Below are 16,885 nucleotides of genomic sequence, written 5' to 3' on the forward strand. Positions count from 1 at the left end.
GATTCTCGTGTTGACTTTCGAGTGGCAGCTGTTTGCGGTCATGTCGATTGGTAATCGTTTGACTCTCAAGAGTGATCTGATGTGACGGAGTCCCACGTGTCGGATGTGCGTCGCAGTGACGTGTGGGTGGCGGGCGAAGGAAGCTGGCGTGCCTGCGAGAGGATGCCGGAGGTGTACGTGCCTCAGGCGGGTGCCGACCGGCGTGCGGGCGGGTGCGCTCGCCAGTCGTTGTCTCGAGTACGACGTCCGCCGCGAGATTCCCTCGGGCCGCCGAGTACGCAGGAAGAGCCGTGATCGTGTGCCATTCGGCCTACTGGGTAACCGAGAGTGAGGTTGGGATGGCGGTGGTCGGTTCGGGGATCGCGCCGGGCCCCCGGCGGCGTGCCGGCGGTCGGCCGAGTTTCACACCGTCGAGAAACGGTGTGCCAGCACAATATCCGACGGCGCTGCGAGCATGGTCTATTGCGTGTTACCGGCAGCCCCGGGCAACGCCGTCAAAGGATGGGTGGGCGAATGTACCGATACCTGCTGTCCATCCCGCGTGACCAGTACGTGCCGACAACCTGTTGGCGGCCGAACAATGGGCCCTCGGTTGGCCTTCGCCCGGTGAATAGCGATTCGGCGGCTTCGATCTCACCGGCGTGGCGATGCCGTATCGACCTTTCGGCCGGACTTATTCGGGCGGCACGAGGTGATTCGCGATCGACAGATGATTGTAACCGCCCGTGCCGTTGCCGACGCAGCTTGGGAGTGACTCTTGGACCACGTTCCCGTCAGTATCGTCATCCCCGCCTTCAACGAGGCGCACCGGCTCCCGGAGGCGTTGCCCCGGCTGGTGGCCGTCGTGGGCAAGCTTGCCGGCGCGGAGGTGATCCTTGTTGACGACGGCAGTACCGACCGCACGGCAGAGGTTGCCGAGAAGCTGCTGAGTGACCTGCCGCGAGCGCGTGTCGTGCGGCTTCCGTGGAATTCCGGTAAAGGCACCGCGATCCGTACGGGCGTCGCGATAGCGCGGGGCGCGTCGATCGTGTTCATGGACGCGGACATGGCCTCGGACGTCAACGATCTTCCGCTGCTTCTCGCGGCGCTCCAGGAGGCCGAGGTGGCGTTGGGGTCGCGCCGGATCGGTGACAGCGCGCTACGCACCAGCGGCCGGCGGATGGGGAGCTGGGCGTTCAACCAGATCACCCGTACGCTCGCGGGACTCGACGTCGCGGACACCCAGTGCGGCTTCAAGGCCTTCCGGCATGCCGAGGCGAAGCTGTTGTTCAGCATGTCGCGGTCCACCGGTTTCGGCTTCGATGTCGAGGTTCTCTCAATCGCGCGGTCCATGGGTTACCAGATCGCCGAGGTCCCCGTGCGCTGGTCGGAGATGGCCGGTGGGACCTTCCGTGTCACCAGGCACACCCCGGCGATGCTGGTCGACGTGTTGCGGGCCCGGCGCTACCGGCGGCGCCGCCCCGCCATGCCCACTCCGTTGCGCCTGCGAAGCGGCGAGGCGCAACCGTCGGTGGTCGCGCAGCCGGTGCCCACGCCGGTGCCCACGCCGGTGCCCACGCCGCTGGCCGCGGTGCGGCGGCCGGCTGTGGCGGCGGCCGGCAGCGACTCCCATCCCGAACTGACGGCGGAGGCATCCCGGGTCCCGGTCGCGCGCGTGATCAGCATGGGCGCGGGCGCTCTGGCGGCGGACGCCTGCGCGGCGGAGAAGCCCGGGTCGGTGAGGAGCGGGGGTGGACGGGACATCGGTCTACAGCCGACTCCGCGCGAGGTCGTATGAACTGTGCTCGACCGCGCGGTTCGGTTTTCCGGCGGCTGCGATGACGCCGGGGGCGCCGGAGCGGGTGGGCCGGGGGGCGTCACTGAGCCCGCGGCGCGGCGTGCCCGCGCCCGGCGGCCCCGGCCGCACGCCACGGTGGCCCATAGCGGTGATGGCTGCCGGTTTCATCCTACTGTGTCTGCTTCAGGCGCCCGGCAGGATCGCCGCGGATACCAAGATTGACTTGGCGGTGAATCCGCTCCGCTTCCTCGCGGGGAGCACTCATCTGTGGAGTTCGGCCTCGGATTTCGGCCTGTTCCCCAACCAGTACGTCGGCTACCTGTTCCCGATGGGCTCGTTCTTCGCCATCGGGAACGTGCTGGCCCTGCCACCATGGGTCACCCAGCGGCTGTGGATGGCGCTGATCCTGACGGTGGCGGCCTGGGGAGTGATCCGGCTCGCCGATGCGTTGCGTGTCGGTGACCGGGCGTCCCGGGTGGTCGGCGGACTTGCCTACTCCACATCGCCGTTTGTGCTGGGAAAGATCGGCTCGAGTTCCGTCGCGCTGACGGGGAGCGCGATGCTGCCGTGGATGGTCTTGCCGCTTGTGCTCGCGATGCGGCGGGATGCGCCCGGATCGCTCCCGCGGTTGTCGCCGCGGCGGGCCGCGGCGCTGTCCGGTCTTGCGATCTTCGCTACCGGCGGCGTCAACGCGAGTGTCATCCTGGACGTTCTGCTGTGTCCGGCTGTCGGGCTCATCCTGGCCGGGACCGACCGGCGTGCCTGGGCGCTGCGGGGCTGGTGGGTCCTGGCGGTGTTGCTGGCGACCGGCTGGTGGGTCCTGGCGCTGGGTGTGCAGAGGCGGTATGGGCTCAATTTTCTTCCCTATACCGAGACCGCCGGCATCACGACCGCCACGACATCGGTCGGCGAGGCTTTGCGGGGTGCCAGCGACTGGATGGCCTACCTGCGCCTGCCGAGCCCGTGGCTGCCCGCGGCGTCCGAGTACGTCACCACCGCCGCGGCGGTGATCGGGTCAGGCCTGGTCGCGGCGCTCGGTGTCTGGGGGCTTGCCCGCGCCGATCTGCCGTCCCGGCACTTTCTGGTGTTCACGTTTGGGATCGGAGTCGTTGCTGTCTGCGCCGCTTACCCCGGGCAGCCGGGAAGCCCGCTGGCTGGTACGGTCCGTGACCTTCTCGGCAGCCCGTTCGGCTTTCTCCGTAATGTGTACAAGTTCCAGCCGGTGATCCGGCTGCCGATGGCACTCGGCCTCGCCCATGCCCTGTCCGTCGCGGCCTCATGGCGGCTTCCCGACCGGGCCGCCGGTGCCGGCGGGGCTGGCGGGATCGCCCGGCGGAGTGCCGGCACCGGCGGGCGTGGCAGGGGGACCGGGCGGCGGGCTGGCCGGGCCGCGGTCGTCATCGCCACCGCTGCTTGTGTGATCACGGGAATGACCCCCGCGCTCGCGGGCACGATGACCCCCGCTGGATCGTTTCGTGAGGTTCCGGGTTACTGGGGGCAGGCCGCGGACTGGCTGGCGCGCAATCCGGCCGGCGGCCGGACCCTGGTGCTGCCGGGGACGGCGTTCGGCGAGTACGACTGGGGCCGCCCGCTGGACGAGCCGATGCAGTGGTTGGCACGGACACCCTGGGGGGTACGCAGCCTGGTCCCGCTCGGCGGGGTCGGAGTTACCCGGTGGATGGACGGGATCGAACGCCAACTCACGCTCGGGTCAGCGCCAGGGCTTGCCGAGGCGCTGGCCCGAGCCGGGGTCGGACAGGTGCTTGTCCGTAATGACCTGCAGAACAAGGACTGGGACGTACCGCCGTCATCCGAGCAGATCGACCGCGCGCTGAGCGGGTCCGGGCTGCGACAGAGCGCGGTGTTCGGCCCGATGCTCCCGGCTCGTTCCGCGGCGAAGGCCAGGCTGGTTCCGGCACTGCGCAATCCGGGCCTGCGGGTGCCCGCGCTGCAGGTGTGGACGCTTCCCGGTGGTGCCAGTCCGGTGCGGGCGTACCCGGCTGACACGGCTCTGATCGTCTCCGGCGGTGCCGAGGCGACCGTGGCGATGGCGGCGCAGCGGATCCTGCCCGACCAGGCTGTCGTGCTGGCCAGTGACCTGGCCGATCTCGGTGGGCACAGCGCTGTCTCGCTCGCGTCCGCCGTCGGTGTCGCGGGCGCCGCCGGCAGCGCTGATGCCGTCGGCAGCGCTGATGCCGTCGGCGGTGCTGATGCCGTTGCTGGTGATGCCGCTGCCCGTCGCGGCGCCATGGCTGATTCCGCTCCCACTGTGGATGACCCGGCCGCGGCCGAGGTCGTCGGTCCACAGAGCACCTGGGTGGTGACTGATACCTTCACTCGCCGTGACAACCGGTTCGGGCTCGTCCACGGCGGCCAGTCCTACGTCCTCGGTCCGCATGAGTACGCCGCCGGCGCCGCGGGGCCGCCCGCTCAGTGGACCGACCGGCCGGTGGCCGGGCATCAGACGACGGCCGGCTACGTCGGTGGGATGTCGGTCACCGCGTCGTCGTACGGCTTCGAACTGGTGGCCGCGACCGATCTGGCACCAGCCAACGCCGTGGACGGTGATCCCGGCACCGCATGGCAGAGCGTCAGAGACGACAAAGGCTCGGTCGGGCAGTGGCTGCAGGTCGATGTCGCGAGGATGATCGAGGTGCCGGCATTGACGGTGCAACTACTCGCGGAGAGCCAGGCTCGCCCGGCTGTGCGTGCGCTGAGGGTAACCACACAGGCCGGTTCGGTCGTGACCCCGGTCGAGCCGATCGAAGCCGCCCAGCGGCTTGCGGTACCCGCCGGCCCGACCCGGTGGTTCCGGATCAGCTTCGAACAGGTCAGCGGGGATGGCGACCCTTTTCTGGGCGCGGGAATCCGCGAGCTGACGATTCCCGGGATCACGTTTCAGCGGTATCTGCAGACACCCTTCGACGCGGCGCTGCTGTTCTCCGGGGCGAATTCCGGGCGCATCGTCTATGCGTTCACCCGGAACCGGGCCGATTCGTCCCAACCGTTCGAGGACGATGAGGAACGGCAGCTCAGCCGGCGTTTTGATGTACCACGGCCCATCGGCCTCACCGTCCGGGGCACGGTGGTCGCAAGCTCGGCCCAGCCGGAAAAGCGGGCGTTGGCTCTTCCCTGCGGATCGGGTCCGTTCGTCACCATTGACGGGCAGCGGTACGCCACCCGGCTCGATGCCTCGCGGGAGGACATCGAGGCGTCCCGGCCCGTCAGGATGGCTCTGTGCACCGATGGCGGCACGGTCTCCCTGAGCGTTGGCCCGCATCTGCTGACGACCGCACCCGGTGCGGCACCGTTCGCCGTCGACTCCATCACGCTCGCCTCCGCCGTCGCCGCATCGCCTCCGCCGTCGCCCGTCCGGACCACCCGCATCACCGGTTGGACGCCGGAGCGCCGCACGGTCGAGATCGCGGCGGGGGAGCGCAGCTACCTTGCTGTCCGGGAGAACGCCAATGCGTCGTGGACGGCGACCATGAACGGGGTGTCACTTCGGGCGATCAGGCTGGATGGCTGGCAGCAGGGCTGGATCATTCCAGCGGGCGCGGCCGGGAAGATCGTTATTAGGAACCTCCCCGGCCAGGCCTACCGTCGTGATCTTGGTGTTGGCATGGCCATGGTCGCTGGGCTGGCCGCGTTGGCGATGTTCCCGAGCGTTGGGCGTAGGCGGGCCGGCCGGGTATCACGCCGCTGGGGCGCTGGTAGGCGCGTCCGCCGCCAGCCGGTTGAGCAAGCGCACGGTCAGCTCCGCTACGGCGTCATGCTGGCCGGCATGTGCGCGGTTATGTTGGTCGCCGGCCCTGCCGCGCTTGTGGTCCCGGCGCTCGTGGCAGTCGCTCGGCGTTCGTCGACAGGGCTGTCCTGGCTTGCCGCTGGCTGCGTGGGCGTCGCCACGGCCGTGGTGACGCTGACGCCCGGCAGCCTTCCCGGGTCTGGCCGGGGGGCCTTTGGCTGGCAGGTCCAGCTGTGCGGCGCCGCCGCGTTGGGGTGTGTACTGGCTTCGGTGGCCGTCCACCGTGGCGCGCGGCCAGCCGGTCTTGTCCCGGCGCCCGTCCCCGGCCCGATGGATCGCGGGTAGTGGGATCAGCACGGTCCATCACCCAGCCCGCGGGCCCGGAGCGCCGGGCTTCGCCGAACAGCGCATGGTGGTGATCGGCTGGTGGAGCCGGGCGATTGATTGTTCATTGTGTTATAGTTAGCTGTCAATTGTTATTTTTGCGTTTGATCGTGTTTTGTGGTGTAGTTTGGCCGGAAGTCCCGGAAGGCATTGCCGGTTATCGCACTATCGGTTTCCGGCGTGCGTTCGGGTGACAGGCGAGACGCCCGCCGCTGTTCCGAGCTGGATCCCAGCGGCAGGCGTGAGGATGGGAAACCGGTGCGGGTGGGGTGTGCCGTGGGGACATTTCACCGCTGGGCCGTTTTTCGAGCGGGCCAGGCGGGCAAGCCGAAGGAAGGTGTCAGCATCGACTCCCGCGCGATGCGACGGCCCACGTCGCTTCCGGAATCAGTTGTCCCGCCGCTTCCGCACCCCCGATCCGGATCACTGCTGTCCCACTCGTTGGGGCTGTTTGCCACTGGCGAGGCCAGGGTGGGATCGGCGGACCGTGTGCGGGAACGGCCTTTTTCGGTGCTGGAAGATTTGATCATGGCATCGGATCGCCGCTCCGCGCCGATCTCGCTGGGAATGATCGCCCGCACCCGGGCGGCCATCGACCCCGAGAGCCTGCGGGCGGCGGTGCACAGTGTCCTGGCCCGACATCCCATGGCACGCGCCCGGTTGCGGACGGGTCCGTCCGGCCGCCGATGGTGGTTTCCGGATGCCTCGACCGACGACGCGGCGGTAGCGACGGTGGCGGTGCTGACCGGTGACGACGGCGATGATGTGTGGGCGCAGTTCGCGGATCTCTGTTCGCGCCCGTTCGACCTGGCCGCGGCACCCCCGCTACGGGTGCTGCACATGCGGCTTCCCGGCGGCGACGCGGTGGCGCTCGCCGCGCATCACGTCGCTCTGGACGGGCTGAGCGTGGCGACGTTGTTGCGGGCGATCCTGGAGCTCAGCGCGCCGTCGAGCGACGTACCGGAGATGGCTCCCCAAGCGGGAGGGCCGACAGCGAAGGCGGCCGAGCGGGCTGTCGCGAACCCCGTCCGCCCGGCTGACTGCCGCCCGGCCGCCGCCGGGCCGGGCCGCCCGGCCCGCGGGCGTCTGCCCGATCTCGCGGTGCCGCGGCAGTGGTTGCCCGGCCGGGTTGCCGTCACAGCCGCTCGGCGGACCCGCCATGACCGCGCTCTCGCCGAGCGTCATCACCCGACGTATGGCGTGCACAGCGAGACACTTCCCGTCCCGAAGCCCCGTCAGTCCACCTGCGGCGGGTCGGCGGCGACCGTCAATGATCTTTTGCTCGCCGCTGCCCAGGCCGCGGTGGAGCGCTGGAACAGCGCGGCTGGGCGGGCGACCGGGACGCTGCGGATGCGAATGCCGATCAACATCCGGGAGCGGGATGGGGATGTCGCGCTCGGCAACCACACGGGCGAGGCGGTGATAGCCACGACGTCCCGGGAGCGTCAGCGTCCCGACATCCTGCTGGCCGCGGTACGCAGGCAGACCGTAGCCAGCAAGGCGGCAGATCGGCCGGCGGGCGCCAGGGTCCCAGCCGGCGTTGTGGCCAGCCTGCCAGGCCCGGTGCGCCATGCGCTCCTGCGCGTCGCCGTGGCCCTGGCTCGGCCGCTGCTGATGCCGGCGGCCAGCGTGACGAATCTCGGCCGGATGCCCGACCTGCCGGCAGCGGGCACCGCTGGCCCACAGGTCACGTCGTTTCACTTCGCGGCGTTCGCCGGTATGCCGCAGGGGCTGGTAATCACCGCGGTTGGTTACGGCGATGAGCTGTATCTGACATTCTGCTACCACCGTGACTTATTTGATCTATATGCGGTGCGGCGCTTCGCCGCCCTGTACCGGACGGCGCTCGGTGAGCTGAGCTGATCGACTCGTGTGGGCTGATCGACCCGTGTGGCCGGCCCGGTCGGCGACACGCCGCTCACCAGCCCGTCAGAAGGATGAGGACGCTCCGGCAACAGGACTGTCCGCTTGCACGGCATCGGGAAGCGCGCAGCGGACCGCGGCGATCAGCAGGTCCTCCCCGGTCGCGGTTCGCACCTCGATCGGGCCGGTGACACCGGCCCGATCGAGTGCGGCACGTGCGTCGGCGGGCCCCGCACCGTAGAGGACCGCGACCGCGCGGTCGAAGCCGTCCCCGGCCCGGCCTGTGCCGCTCTGGCAGGGCTCGTCGCGGTCGGGGACATTGCGGTAGATCAGGTCGGTACGGCGCAGGGCTGGTAGCGCCTGGGTCGACGGCAGCGGGAACTCCGCACGGGTGACCAGCAGGTCAGCGCGTCGTGACTCGCGCGGGTGACGGCCGGGCGCACGGCTGCTCAGCCTGTCGATCTCGGTGGTCACCACGCGGGCGAGCAGCTCGGCGGTGGCGTCCCAGGAGAAGCACGCGGCCCACGCACGCGCCCGGTCACGCCAGCGGGCCGCCGTGACCGGGTCCGCGAGCGCGGAGAGCGCCATGTCGATCGTGGGTCCGAGCCCATCGGCATCGTCCGCCAACCAGCCGGTATGGCCATGGCGGACGGCATCGCGCAGCCCGGGTACCCGGAATGCCACCGCCGGTACGCCATGGGCGTTGGCCTCCAGCACGGACAGGCCCCATCCTTCGCCATGGGACGGATTGACGGTCAACCAGGCCGTGGAGAGCAGCTGGTCCCGTTGCCTGTCCTCCACGTAGCCATGCCAGCGCACAACGTCGTCGCCGAGACCGAGCCCGGCCGCGTGCCGGCCGAGGCGTTCCCGGTCCGGTCCGTCGCCGACCAGGTCGACGACCAGCCCGGGGTGGGCTGCGCGAAGCGCGGGAAGGGCGTCCAGCAGCAGATGCAGTCGTTTGTGCGGGACGAGCCGGCCCACGCAGACGATGGTCGGCCGGTCAGCGGGCCGGCTCGGCCCGTCATCCCGGGGCGTATCGACACCGCCGGGCACGATGAAACGCGGCCCGCGCAGCCTCAGGATCTCCCACGCTTCGTCCCGCGTCGAGGGTGACACGACGGCCACCGGACACCGCCGGTACACCCACCGGCTGCCCGGGGTCTCCAGGAGCTGTCCGATCCTGGCCACCGGCGCCGGGAAGTAGAGCGGGAACTGGCGCTGGTGGACGTGGTGCAGAATCTGGACGACCGGGGTGGCCGGCAGCACCAGCGGACTGAAGAACGGGATGCCGTTCTGGCAGTCCACCACCGCGTCGATGCTGTGCCGGTCACGGAGAAGGCGAGCCAGCGTGGCTGGATACACCCCGAACGTCCCGCCTGAGCGGTTGATGGTGATACCCCGTACGATCTGCGATCGTCGTGTGCCGGCCGGGCGGGAGGTGAGCAGGCTCACCCGCGCGCCGGCCGCGGCGAACCGTTCCGCGACCGATTGGCAGTACAGCTCGGCGCCGCCGGCCTGGGGGTGTTCAAGGTCACGCCAGTTGAGAAACACCACGTGGCGCCCGGCGAGCGCATCCAGCTGCCGGCCCAGGCCGCCCGCGGGTGCCGCAATTGCGGGCATCCGGTTTACTCCCTTCAGCTGGGCTCCCAGCTTGCCCTGTTGTTTTCGGCACAGTCCGGCCGCGCCGCCGCGCACGCAGCACGCCATACTCCGCGCGACGATGGTGCCAGATCGCCGGTACCCGATGCCGGCCGGGTGTGGCGTTGGCCTACGGTGGGTAGACGACGCTCGGGAAATGGCGGCAAAACGTCGGCACCGGGCCGGGCACCAAAGTGTGCGGGAGGAAGGTGGATGGCGATCGCCGGGCGTGGGCTGTTTGCGCGGGTGCTCTCCGGCCCTGGGTCGCTCGCGGTTGCCGGGGTTGCCGTCAATGGCGGAAATCTCCTGGCCAATCTGGTGCTTGCGCGCGTACTCAATGCCACCGGTTACGGTGCGCTGGTCGTTCAGACCGGGATTTTCCTGATACTTTCGATGGGCGGCTCGGCGTTGCAGGTCGCGGTGGTGCGGCGGGGCATACCCGGTTCCGGTGACAGCCAGCACGCGCGCGGTTTCTGGATTCACCGGCTGCGTGTTGTCTGCGCTGTCGCGGCTGCCGTCACCTGCGTACTCGGTCTGTTGGCAGACGGGCCGGTTGCCGCGATCCTGTCTTATCCGCATCCCTTCGCGATTGCCGAGGCAATTGCGGCGGCAGCGATTTGGGTCTCACTTTCGGTTGAGCGCGGACTATTGCAGGCGGGTCGTGCCTACCAGGAGCTCGCCGGCAACTTCGTACTTGAGGGCATTGGCCGAATCGTCGTTACCATTGCCCTGGTGTTCGCCGGATTCGGAGTCAACGGCGCGGGCCTTGGGCTGATTGTCGGTGTGTTGTGTGCCGCTGAACACGCCCGTCGGCGTACGGCCCTGAGCGCGCATGGCAGGCATGAACTGCCGGGCCCCCGATCCGTGCCCGCGGATGGGGGTCGCCGGCGGGCCAGCGGCCAACGGGTGCGTACCAGGCACGCTCTCCGGCGCGACACGATAACCGCGCTCGGGGCGCTCGTGCCGCTGGCGATGCTGCAGAACATGGATGTGGTCATCGTCGGCTGGCTCAACCCCGCCGAGGCCGGGGCGTACGCGGCTATCGCGACCGCCTGCAAGGTGCCGGTGTTCATCGGCCTGGCGGTCGCGAACTTCCTGCTTCCGGAGGCGGCCCAACGCCGGCAGCGCGGCCGTCCCGCCACGGCGGCCCTGCTCGCGGCGGTGGGTTGGGTGGTCGCCCCCGGCCTGCTGCTGGTGGGGCTGGGCGCGGTCGTGGCCGCCCCCATGCTTTCGGTCGTCTTCGGCCCGCACCTGATCGCGGGCGCGCCCGCGCTGTGGGTTCTGGCGCTCGCCATGACCTGTCTCGCCGTGACGCTGCTGTTCACCAACTACCTGCTGGGGGCCGGCCAGCAGAAGGTGGTGGGCGTGCTCGCGGCCGGTACGGTCATCACCGGCGCCGCCTTGGCCGCGGCCGGCGGCGACCTGTTCGCCACGGCGGTTGCCGCGCTCGTCTGCCAGGCGGTGACCGCGTCCATGACCGGTTTCATGATGCTGCGGGCACACCGGCCGGCAGCGTCGGATCTGAGCGTCCCGGTCGCGGCACAGCGGCCGGCCGGGCCTGCTACCCACCAGCCGGTCGCGGATCCCGGGCTGCCGACGCAACGCCCGCCGCGGTCCGCGGCACTGTCCAGCAGCTCTCGCGCCGAGCGGTAGCTCACCTCGCCGTTTTTTTGGTCCGGAGCATCCATGGCACGGTCTTCATCGGAGACTAGGAGCCATGCGTCGGAAATCCGCGTCGGGGGACTATCCGCCCGCGCCCAGGGATGTATCCGGCGACGCCGCTCAGAATATCGGGCCGGGTGGCGGCATCGACCGGGCCGCGGGTGGTCACGGGCTCGCCGTGGCAGCTGGGGAGCGGGCCGCGCCGTGGCCCATGCCGGCGGCGGATCTGACTGGTGGTGCTGTCCCGGGCCCCGTCCCGGCAGCGGTGCCGGCGGCGCCGGAAACCGGCCGGGGCGGGGCCCGGGGGAGGCACCGGGGCGCAACCCGCCGCCGGGTCGTGGTCGGTGCCGCCGCGAGTGGTCTCGGTGCCCTCGCGGCTACGGGCCTGGCAAAACTACTGGGTGGGCCACGGCCGGCCACTCCGTCCGACGCGCTCGTGTTGTTCGGCGCGCCCGGCAGCTTCGGGGACCGTGCCGGAGACACCCAGCTTGCGACAGTCGGTGTTGCGGGCTGGGGCTTTGGTCCCGGCCAGGCCGCCTATATGTCCACGGTCACATCCGATGGGACGGTGTTCACCGCCACCACGCCCTTCTCGGACAACCAGGCACAGCCGACCGGGACGGGCATGGAGCTCGCGGTGTTCGAGCCGGCTTCGGTGAGTTTCACCCGGCTGGTCATACCGTCGAGCACTGGGCGGACGGAGCTGCCGCGGGCCGAAACGAGGTTCCGCGGCGTTGGCGGAGCCGACGTGGCCGACGTGGCCGTGATCGGTGCGGGTCCGGACGAACGGGTGATGTTCGTATCGGCCATGCCTTATTTCGGGTGGGACACGGCTGTCTACGGGGAGCTGCCCACGCTCGGGCAGATCCGCCGCCCGGCGCGGGGCGGATCGTGGCGTTACGACCCGGCCCATTCGTGGACGACGGACCAGCTGGCCGCGACCGCGCCGCCGGAAACGTCGGGAAGGGCCTTTCCGCGTGAGGCCAGGGGCGAACCGCGATCGCCCCGTGGCCCGGCGGCGATCAGCAAGCTGCCGGCCAGCGGTCATCTGGTGATCGCGCAGTACTTCGGCGCTGGGAGCCTCGGCACGGAGCAAGGCGCGTTGCTGGTCGTCGACACCGCGGGCCGGGTACGCGCCAGCTGGCAGTACCCCGAGACCCACGTCTTCGGTATACCGGTGGTGGTGAGCCCCCGCGAGGTTGTCGCTGATCCTACCAGCAGGGCCGGCGATGAACGGTTTGTGCTGATCAGCGATTGCCGGACAGCGGACAACCGGGTCGTTTCGTTTCCCATCCAGGAGTTCTCCTACGCCGCGGGCACCGGGAGCCGGGCAGCCGGGAGAATCACTCCGCGCAGCCTCCCGATACGTGCCGCGGTGGACAACTCCCGGATGGAGACCGCCTGCTTCGACGGGAACGGCACCCTGTACGTTGCCCGTACCAGGGCGGACGGACTGCGTGCCGCCACCCTCGCGGTCTATCCCAAGATCGGCAGTGAGCGCGGCCTGGTCAGCCGCACGCCGACGGTCGACGGCTGGCCGGCGCAAAGCTGGGGAGCGCTGAACCCGCCCGAGTACTTCGTCGCGGGCACCGGCGAGGGCGGCCTCATCCGCAGCATCGTCTTCGATCCGGCCAGCGGGGCGGTTGTGCTCGCCGGGCTCGACGGTACGGTGCAGGTCATCCGGCCGTCGGGCCAGGGACGGCACATGACCTTCGTGGTGGGCCGGCCGGTGGATATCGGCCTGCGCGGCCTGCGCGGCCCCTCCACCCGCTACATCGGTGTCCGGCGAGGCGCTGTCGACGCGCACCGCGGAGTGATGTGGCTCCCCGTCAACCAGCTGGTGCTCGACGCCATCCCCTGGCCGTATCCACCGTTCAAGCTCGACCAGTGGCTGATGCGTGTCGACCTGCGTGCCGTACTGCCCTGAGAGCGACCTGCCGGAGCCTCTCACAGGCTCCGGCAATAGGGCGTTCGATCAGGAAGCGGCGCCCGGGTGGATGGATCGCGAGGCGGCGGAGGGAGGCGCCCTGTGGTGGGTGGCGACCGACGAGCCGGGGTACCCGTGCATCGCGCGGCGATGGACGGGGAGCGATGACGCGAGATGCCTGCCCTGGCCCCGCGAGGGCGCATCCCCTATTGCCGGTCGCTCCAAACCTGGTCAGGACGTGATGTCACGGTGCCTGAACAGCCCGGCGGCGACCACCACGGCCGCCGCGCAGAAGAGGAGAATCCGGCCGCCGGCCGCGGCGTAGGTGATGTGATACCCGTGCGCGCCCGCGGCGAAGGTGTCCATGAGCCGCGCGGGCAACCAGGTCGCCGCCGGGCTCCAGATGCGCGATACCAGCATCTCCAGCGGCAGGGCGTAGGCAAGGCCCACCGACACCGCCGCGGCGGGGGAACGGAACACGACCCCCGCCAGGACGCCGATGGTCGCGTATCCCAGGGATGCCATGAGCACGTTCAGGTATCCCTTGCCGATTTCGACCAGACCAGCGCTGCTGTGCCAGGCCGCGGTACTCACGCCCGTCGCGGGCGCGATCGCGAACGACATGGCGGCGGCCACCGCCATCGCCGCGGTGACCATCACAGTGACGAAAGCCGCCAGCGCAAGGCATTTGCCCGCGAGCAGGCGAAGCCGGTGGGGATAGGCTATGAGCTGATTACGCAGCGTCCCATGGGTGAAGTCGGAGCCGATCACGGCGGCGGTGACCGCGAGGGCCATCACCCCGAGCAGGATGCTGACGGCCTCCAGCCCCTGCATGACCCCGTCCGCAGCGGCCAGCGCGGTTGCCGTGACGGGCACGCCGTCGTAATCGCTGTGCCCGACCGACAGCATGGTCAATACCGCGCCGAGCGCTGCCACGGCGGCGATGGCCGCGAGCGTGCCGAAGAAGAATCGAGGACGGCCGATCTTGACCCACTCGGCTCGGAACATCGGCGTCATGAAACACGTCCAGGGATGTCCTGGGCCGGCACACGGGGTGAGTGGAAGCCGACCGAGGCATCCGGTGAACTGCGGCTACGCGGGATCAGATCCCCGTCGACCCCGCCGGTCGCCACCAGGAAGGTCTCCTCCAGCGTGGGCCGGTACGCGGTCAGCGCGCGCAGCGTGATCCCCGCTTTCATAGCGATCTTATTGAGGTTCGCGGCCACCGCCTCGGGGGCGTGCACGCTCACTGACTCGGTCGAGGGCTCCGGCGGATCCACCCGCAGGCCGTGGTCGCGCAGCAGAGCGGCGAGGCGTTCGGTGTCTCCCGCATGCTCAGGCGTCAGCACGAGCCGTGGATCCTCGGCGGCCAACAGGTCGGTCACATGCCCCTGGAAGAGCAGCCGGCCGGTCCGGATCATGACCAGATGGTCACAGATCTGCTCGACCTCTGACAGCAGGTGGCTGGAAACGAAAACCGTCATCCGTGCCCCGGCGAGGTCCTTCAGCAGGCTTCTGATCTCACGGATGCCCGCTGGGTCCAGCCCGTTGGTCGGTTCGTCGAGGATCAGGAGCTCGGGGCCGGGCAACAGCGCGGCGGCAATTCCCAGTCGCTGTTTCATGCCCAGCGAGTAGAGGGAGAACCGGTCGTCGGCCCGGCTGGTCAGGCCGACCGTGTCCAACGTCTCGGCGACCCGTTCCGGGCCGAGCCGGCGCAGGCGGGCCAGCAGCAGCAGATTGGCGCGCCCGGTGAGCCCGGGGTGGAAGGTCGGCCCCTCGATCATCGCGCCGACCCGGGACAGATAGCCCGCGGGGCTGCCGACAGGGTGCCCGAGCACGAAACCGTGGCCGCCAGTGGGGCGGATCAGCCCGAGCAGCATCCGCAGCGTGGTCGTCTTACCGGCTCCGTTCGGCCCGACGAAGCCCGACAACGCCCCGGTGGGAACATGCAGGTTGATCCGGTCCACGGAGCGCCGGGTGCCGTACTGCCTGGTGAGCCCCTGGCTCCAGATGGCGGCGTCGGCCGGTGGCTGCGGCAGGTCCGTGCGAGCCTGCCGTCGTGATTTTGTTCGCACCCGCGGTGGCCTCGCCGGAGTCTCCGCCGTCATTACGTGATTGCCTCCTCGCTTCCCCGCGCTGGTTGCTTCCCCACACTGGTTGGCTGCCGACGCTGGCTGGCCGCCGGGGCTGGCTGCCGGTGTCGGATTCGTGTGGCATCGCCTCCCAGCTGGTAAGCGTTGACCAGGCAGAGCGTAACGGATGGAGAAGTGTTGTGAACAACGGCGATCATTAACTCTCCCTGAGGAAGGCGCCACCCAGCCCGCCCTGGGCACGACCGGTGGGCGGCCGGCCCGTCCAGTGGGAGGTTCGTCACCCGTCAGGAGCGTCCGGCTGCGCGCGGCGCCGTCATCGTGCTGGGCGAGAATGCTTCGAGCCCGGCATCCAGGTGGCGAGGGTTCCGAGGGAGCGAAGGGAGTCACCGTGGCCGAGGTCGCGGGTCTGCGCCGGGGCATCCGGATGATGGTGGCCCTGGCCCTGGTCGTAGGCATCGCGACACTCGGGGTTGCGGTCTACTCAGCGGTGCGGGCCGACCACGCCACGGCCGAGCGGGGCAACCGGTTGGACCCCGCCGCGACCACCGCGGCCATGCTCCTCGCCGACTACGTCGACCAGGAGAGCAGCGTTCGCGGCTATCTGATCACCGAGGACCGCTCCTTCCTCGACTCCTTCGACGAGGCCGGCAAGCTGATCCCGGTGCACTATGCGCGGCTGGAAGCGCTGCTGGGTGACTGGGCTACGCTGATCATCCAGTTGCACAAGGTCACTCGAGCACATGAGGCATGGCTTTCGGAGGTGGCGCGGCCGGAGCTGGCGGCTATGAGCGGCGGCGCTGTGGTGGCTGCCCGTGACGTCGAGAAGTCCGTGATGGCTCGGACTCGGCTGAGCGCGCTGCGCACCGATGTGACCAATCTGGAGATCATGATTTCCCGGGAGCAGATATCCACCGTTGGCCGGGTTGCCGGTGCTCAGGATCTGCTGCTCAGCTCACTGGGCACCGCGGTGTTCCTGGTTGCGGTGATCGTGGTCACGCTGAGCGTTGTGGTGCGTCGCTGGCTGCTGCGGCCGATCGCCTCGTTGCGCCGCGCGGTCAACGCGGTCGCCGCGGGACGTTACGACACCCGCGTTCCCGCGGTCGGCCCCAAGGAGCTTGTCGAGCTCGCCGGCAACGTGGACGCGATGCGGGCACAGCTGGTGCGCCTTGTCCGGCAGAACGACCGGCTCTGGGAGGCGCTTGCCCAGGAGGGGCCCGCTGTAGTCGCCCTGCGTGACGCCCTTACCCCGTCCACCCTGCACGCGTCCGGGCTGATCGTGCGCGGGCGGGTTGATCCGGCTGAGGGGGAGCTGGCGGGTGACTGGTTCGATTCGGTCGACCTGCCCGGCGGCCGGGTCGGTGTGGTCGTCGGCGATGTCTCCGGTCACGGGTCGGCGGCTGGTGTGTACGCGTTGCGGCTCAAACAGCTGCTGGGCGCGGCGCTGACCGGAGGGGTGTCCGACCCCGGCGCGGCCATCGAATGGGTCGTGGACAATCTGGGCGAGACAGACGAGGTCTTCGCCACTGCCGTGGTCGCTGTGGTCGACCCGGCGAGCGGGACGGTCGAATATGCCAACGCAGGCCATCCGCAGGGGCTGCTGCTGCGCCGCTCGGGCCCCTCGCCAGAGCGGTTCGCCGCCGCCGGGGTTCCGGCCGCATCGGCGCAACCGAGCGGGGAGGCCCGCGCGGAGTCACCGGAGCCCCGGCCCGATGCGGGCTGCCCGCCGGACCGGCAAGGCCGGACCGGCCGACCCGTTGCTCGCCCCGGCAGATCCGGGGAGATCTGGTCGGCTCCGT

General features: G+C 70.1%; 9 protein-coding genes. 6 read left to right on the forward strand and 3 right to left on the reverse strand.

Features of this window, described 5'->3' with window-relative positions; all coding sequences use genetic code 11:
* Positions 1-757: 757 nt before the first annotated feature.
* The 3 genes from MJ783_RS09910 to MJ783_RS09920 all read left to right on the forward strand — a co-directional run bounded on the left by MJ783_RS09910 (position 758) and on the right by MJ783_RS09920 (position 7,769).
* On the forward strand, positions 758-1,777 hold the full coding sequence (locus MJ783_RS09910) for a dolichyl-phosphate beta-glucosyltransferase (protein WP_239310092.1): 1,020 nt from the start codon (positions 758-760) through the stop codon (positions 1,775-1,777).
* A gap of 151 nt (positions 1,778-1,928) precedes the next feature.
* Positions 1,929-5,867 (forward strand): alpha-(1->3)-arabinofuranosyltransferase family protein, encoded by a 3,939-nt coding sequence (locus MJ783_RS09915; protein WP_239310111.1) that lies wholly within the window; start codon positions 1,929-1,931, stop codon positions 5,865-5,867.
* Between the two features lie 567 nt (positions 5,868-6,434).
* Positions 6,435-7,769, forward strand: a complete 1,335-nt coding sequence (locus MJ783_RS09920; RefSeq protein ID WP_239310093.1) for a condensation domain-containing protein — start codon at positions 6,435-6,437, stop codon at positions 7,767-7,769.
* A gap of 66 nt (positions 7,770-7,835) precedes the next feature.
* On the opposite strand, the gene MJ783_RS09925 is transcribed toward MJ783_RS09920, so the two are convergent.
* Positions 7,836-9,389 carry a glycosyltransferase family 4 protein gene (locus MJ783_RS09925; RefSeq protein ID WP_239310094.1) on the reverse strand — a complete coding sequence of 518 codons (1,554 nt, stop codon included), beginning with the start codon at positions 9,387-9,389 and terminating at the stop codon, positions 7,836-7,838.
* 231 nt (positions 9,390-9,620) lie between these two features.
* Here MJ783_RS09925 and MJ783_RS09930 point away from each other — a divergent pair, with 231 nt between their 5' ends.
* Both MJ783_RS09930 and MJ783_RS09935 read left to right on the forward strand, forming a co-directional pair.
* Positions 9,621-11,060 (forward strand): lipopolysaccharide biosynthesis protein, encoded by a 1,440-nt coding sequence (locus MJ783_RS09930; protein WP_239310095.1) that lies wholly within the window; start codon positions 9,621-9,623, stop codon positions 11,058-11,060.
* Positions 11,061-11,124: 64 nt separating this feature from the next.
* Positions 11,125-12,996, forward strand: coding sequence for a hypothetical protein (locus MJ783_RS09935; protein ID WP_239310096.1), 1,872 nt, complete (start codon positions 11,125-11,127; stop codon positions 12,994-12,996).
* A gap of 231 nt (positions 12,997-13,227) precedes the next feature.
* On the opposite strand, the gene MJ783_RS09940 is transcribed toward MJ783_RS09935, so the two are convergent.
* Both MJ783_RS09940 and MJ783_RS09945 read right to left on the reverse strand, forming a co-directional pair.
* Entirely contained in the window at positions 13,228-14,013 is a 786-nt protein-coding gene (locus tag MJ783_RS09940; protein WP_239310097.1) for an ABC transporter permease subunit, read from the reverse strand.
* The gene (locus tag MJ783_RS09945) at positions 14,010-15,104 is read right to left on the reverse strand and encodes an ATP-binding cassette domain-containing protein (protein ID WP_239310098.1); all 1,095 of its coding nucleotides are present in this window, start codon (positions 15,102-15,104) and stop codon (positions 14,010-14,012) included. The genes MJ783_RS09940 and MJ783_RS09945 overlap by 4 nt, the downstream gene beginning before the upstream one ends.
* A 373-nt stretch (positions 15,105-15,477) precedes the next feature.
* Here MJ783_RS09945 and MJ783_RS09950 point away from each other — a divergent pair.
* On the forward strand, positions 15,478-16,885 hold a 1,408-nt coding region (locus tag MJ783_RS09950; RefSeq protein ID WP_239310099.1), incomplete at its 3' end, for a SpoIIE family protein phosphatase.

This window comes from Protofrankia sp. Cj3, from assembly GCF_917627355.1.
Classification (GTDB): Bacteria; Actinomycetota; Actinomycetes; order Frankiales; family Frankiaceae; genus Protofrankia.

Bases quoted from the DNA above. Each gene is read 5' to 3' on its own strand.
- MJ783_RS09935 (WP_239310096.1), top strand. From the start codon at position 11,125: ATGCGTCGGAAATCCGCGTCGGGGGACTATCCGCCCGCGCCCAGGGAT.
- MJ783_RS09915 (WP_239310111.1), top strand. From the start codon at position 1,929: ATGGCTGCCGGTTTCATCCTACTGTGTCTGCTTCAGGCGCCCGGCAGG.
- MJ783_RS09940 (WP_239310097.1), bottom strand. From the start codon at position 14,013: ATGACGCCGATGTTCCGAGCCGAGTGGGTCAAGATCGGCCGTCCTCGA.
- MJ783_RS09925 (WP_239310094.1), bottom strand. From the start codon at position 9,389: ATGCCCGCAATTGCGGCACCCGCGGGCGGCCTGGGCCGGCAGCTGGAT.
- MJ783_RS09920 (WP_239310093.1), top strand. From the start codon at position 6,435: ATGGCATCGGATCGCCGCTCCGCGCCGATCTCGCTGGGAATGATCGCC.
- MJ783_RS09930 (WP_239310095.1), top strand. From the start codon at position 9,621: ATGGCGATCGCCGGGCGTGGGCTGTTTGCGCGGGTGCTCTCCGGCCCT.
- MJ783_RS09945 (WP_239310098.1), bottom strand. From the start codon at position 15,104: ATGACGGCGGAGACTCCGGCGAGGCCACCGCGGGTGCGAACAAAATCA.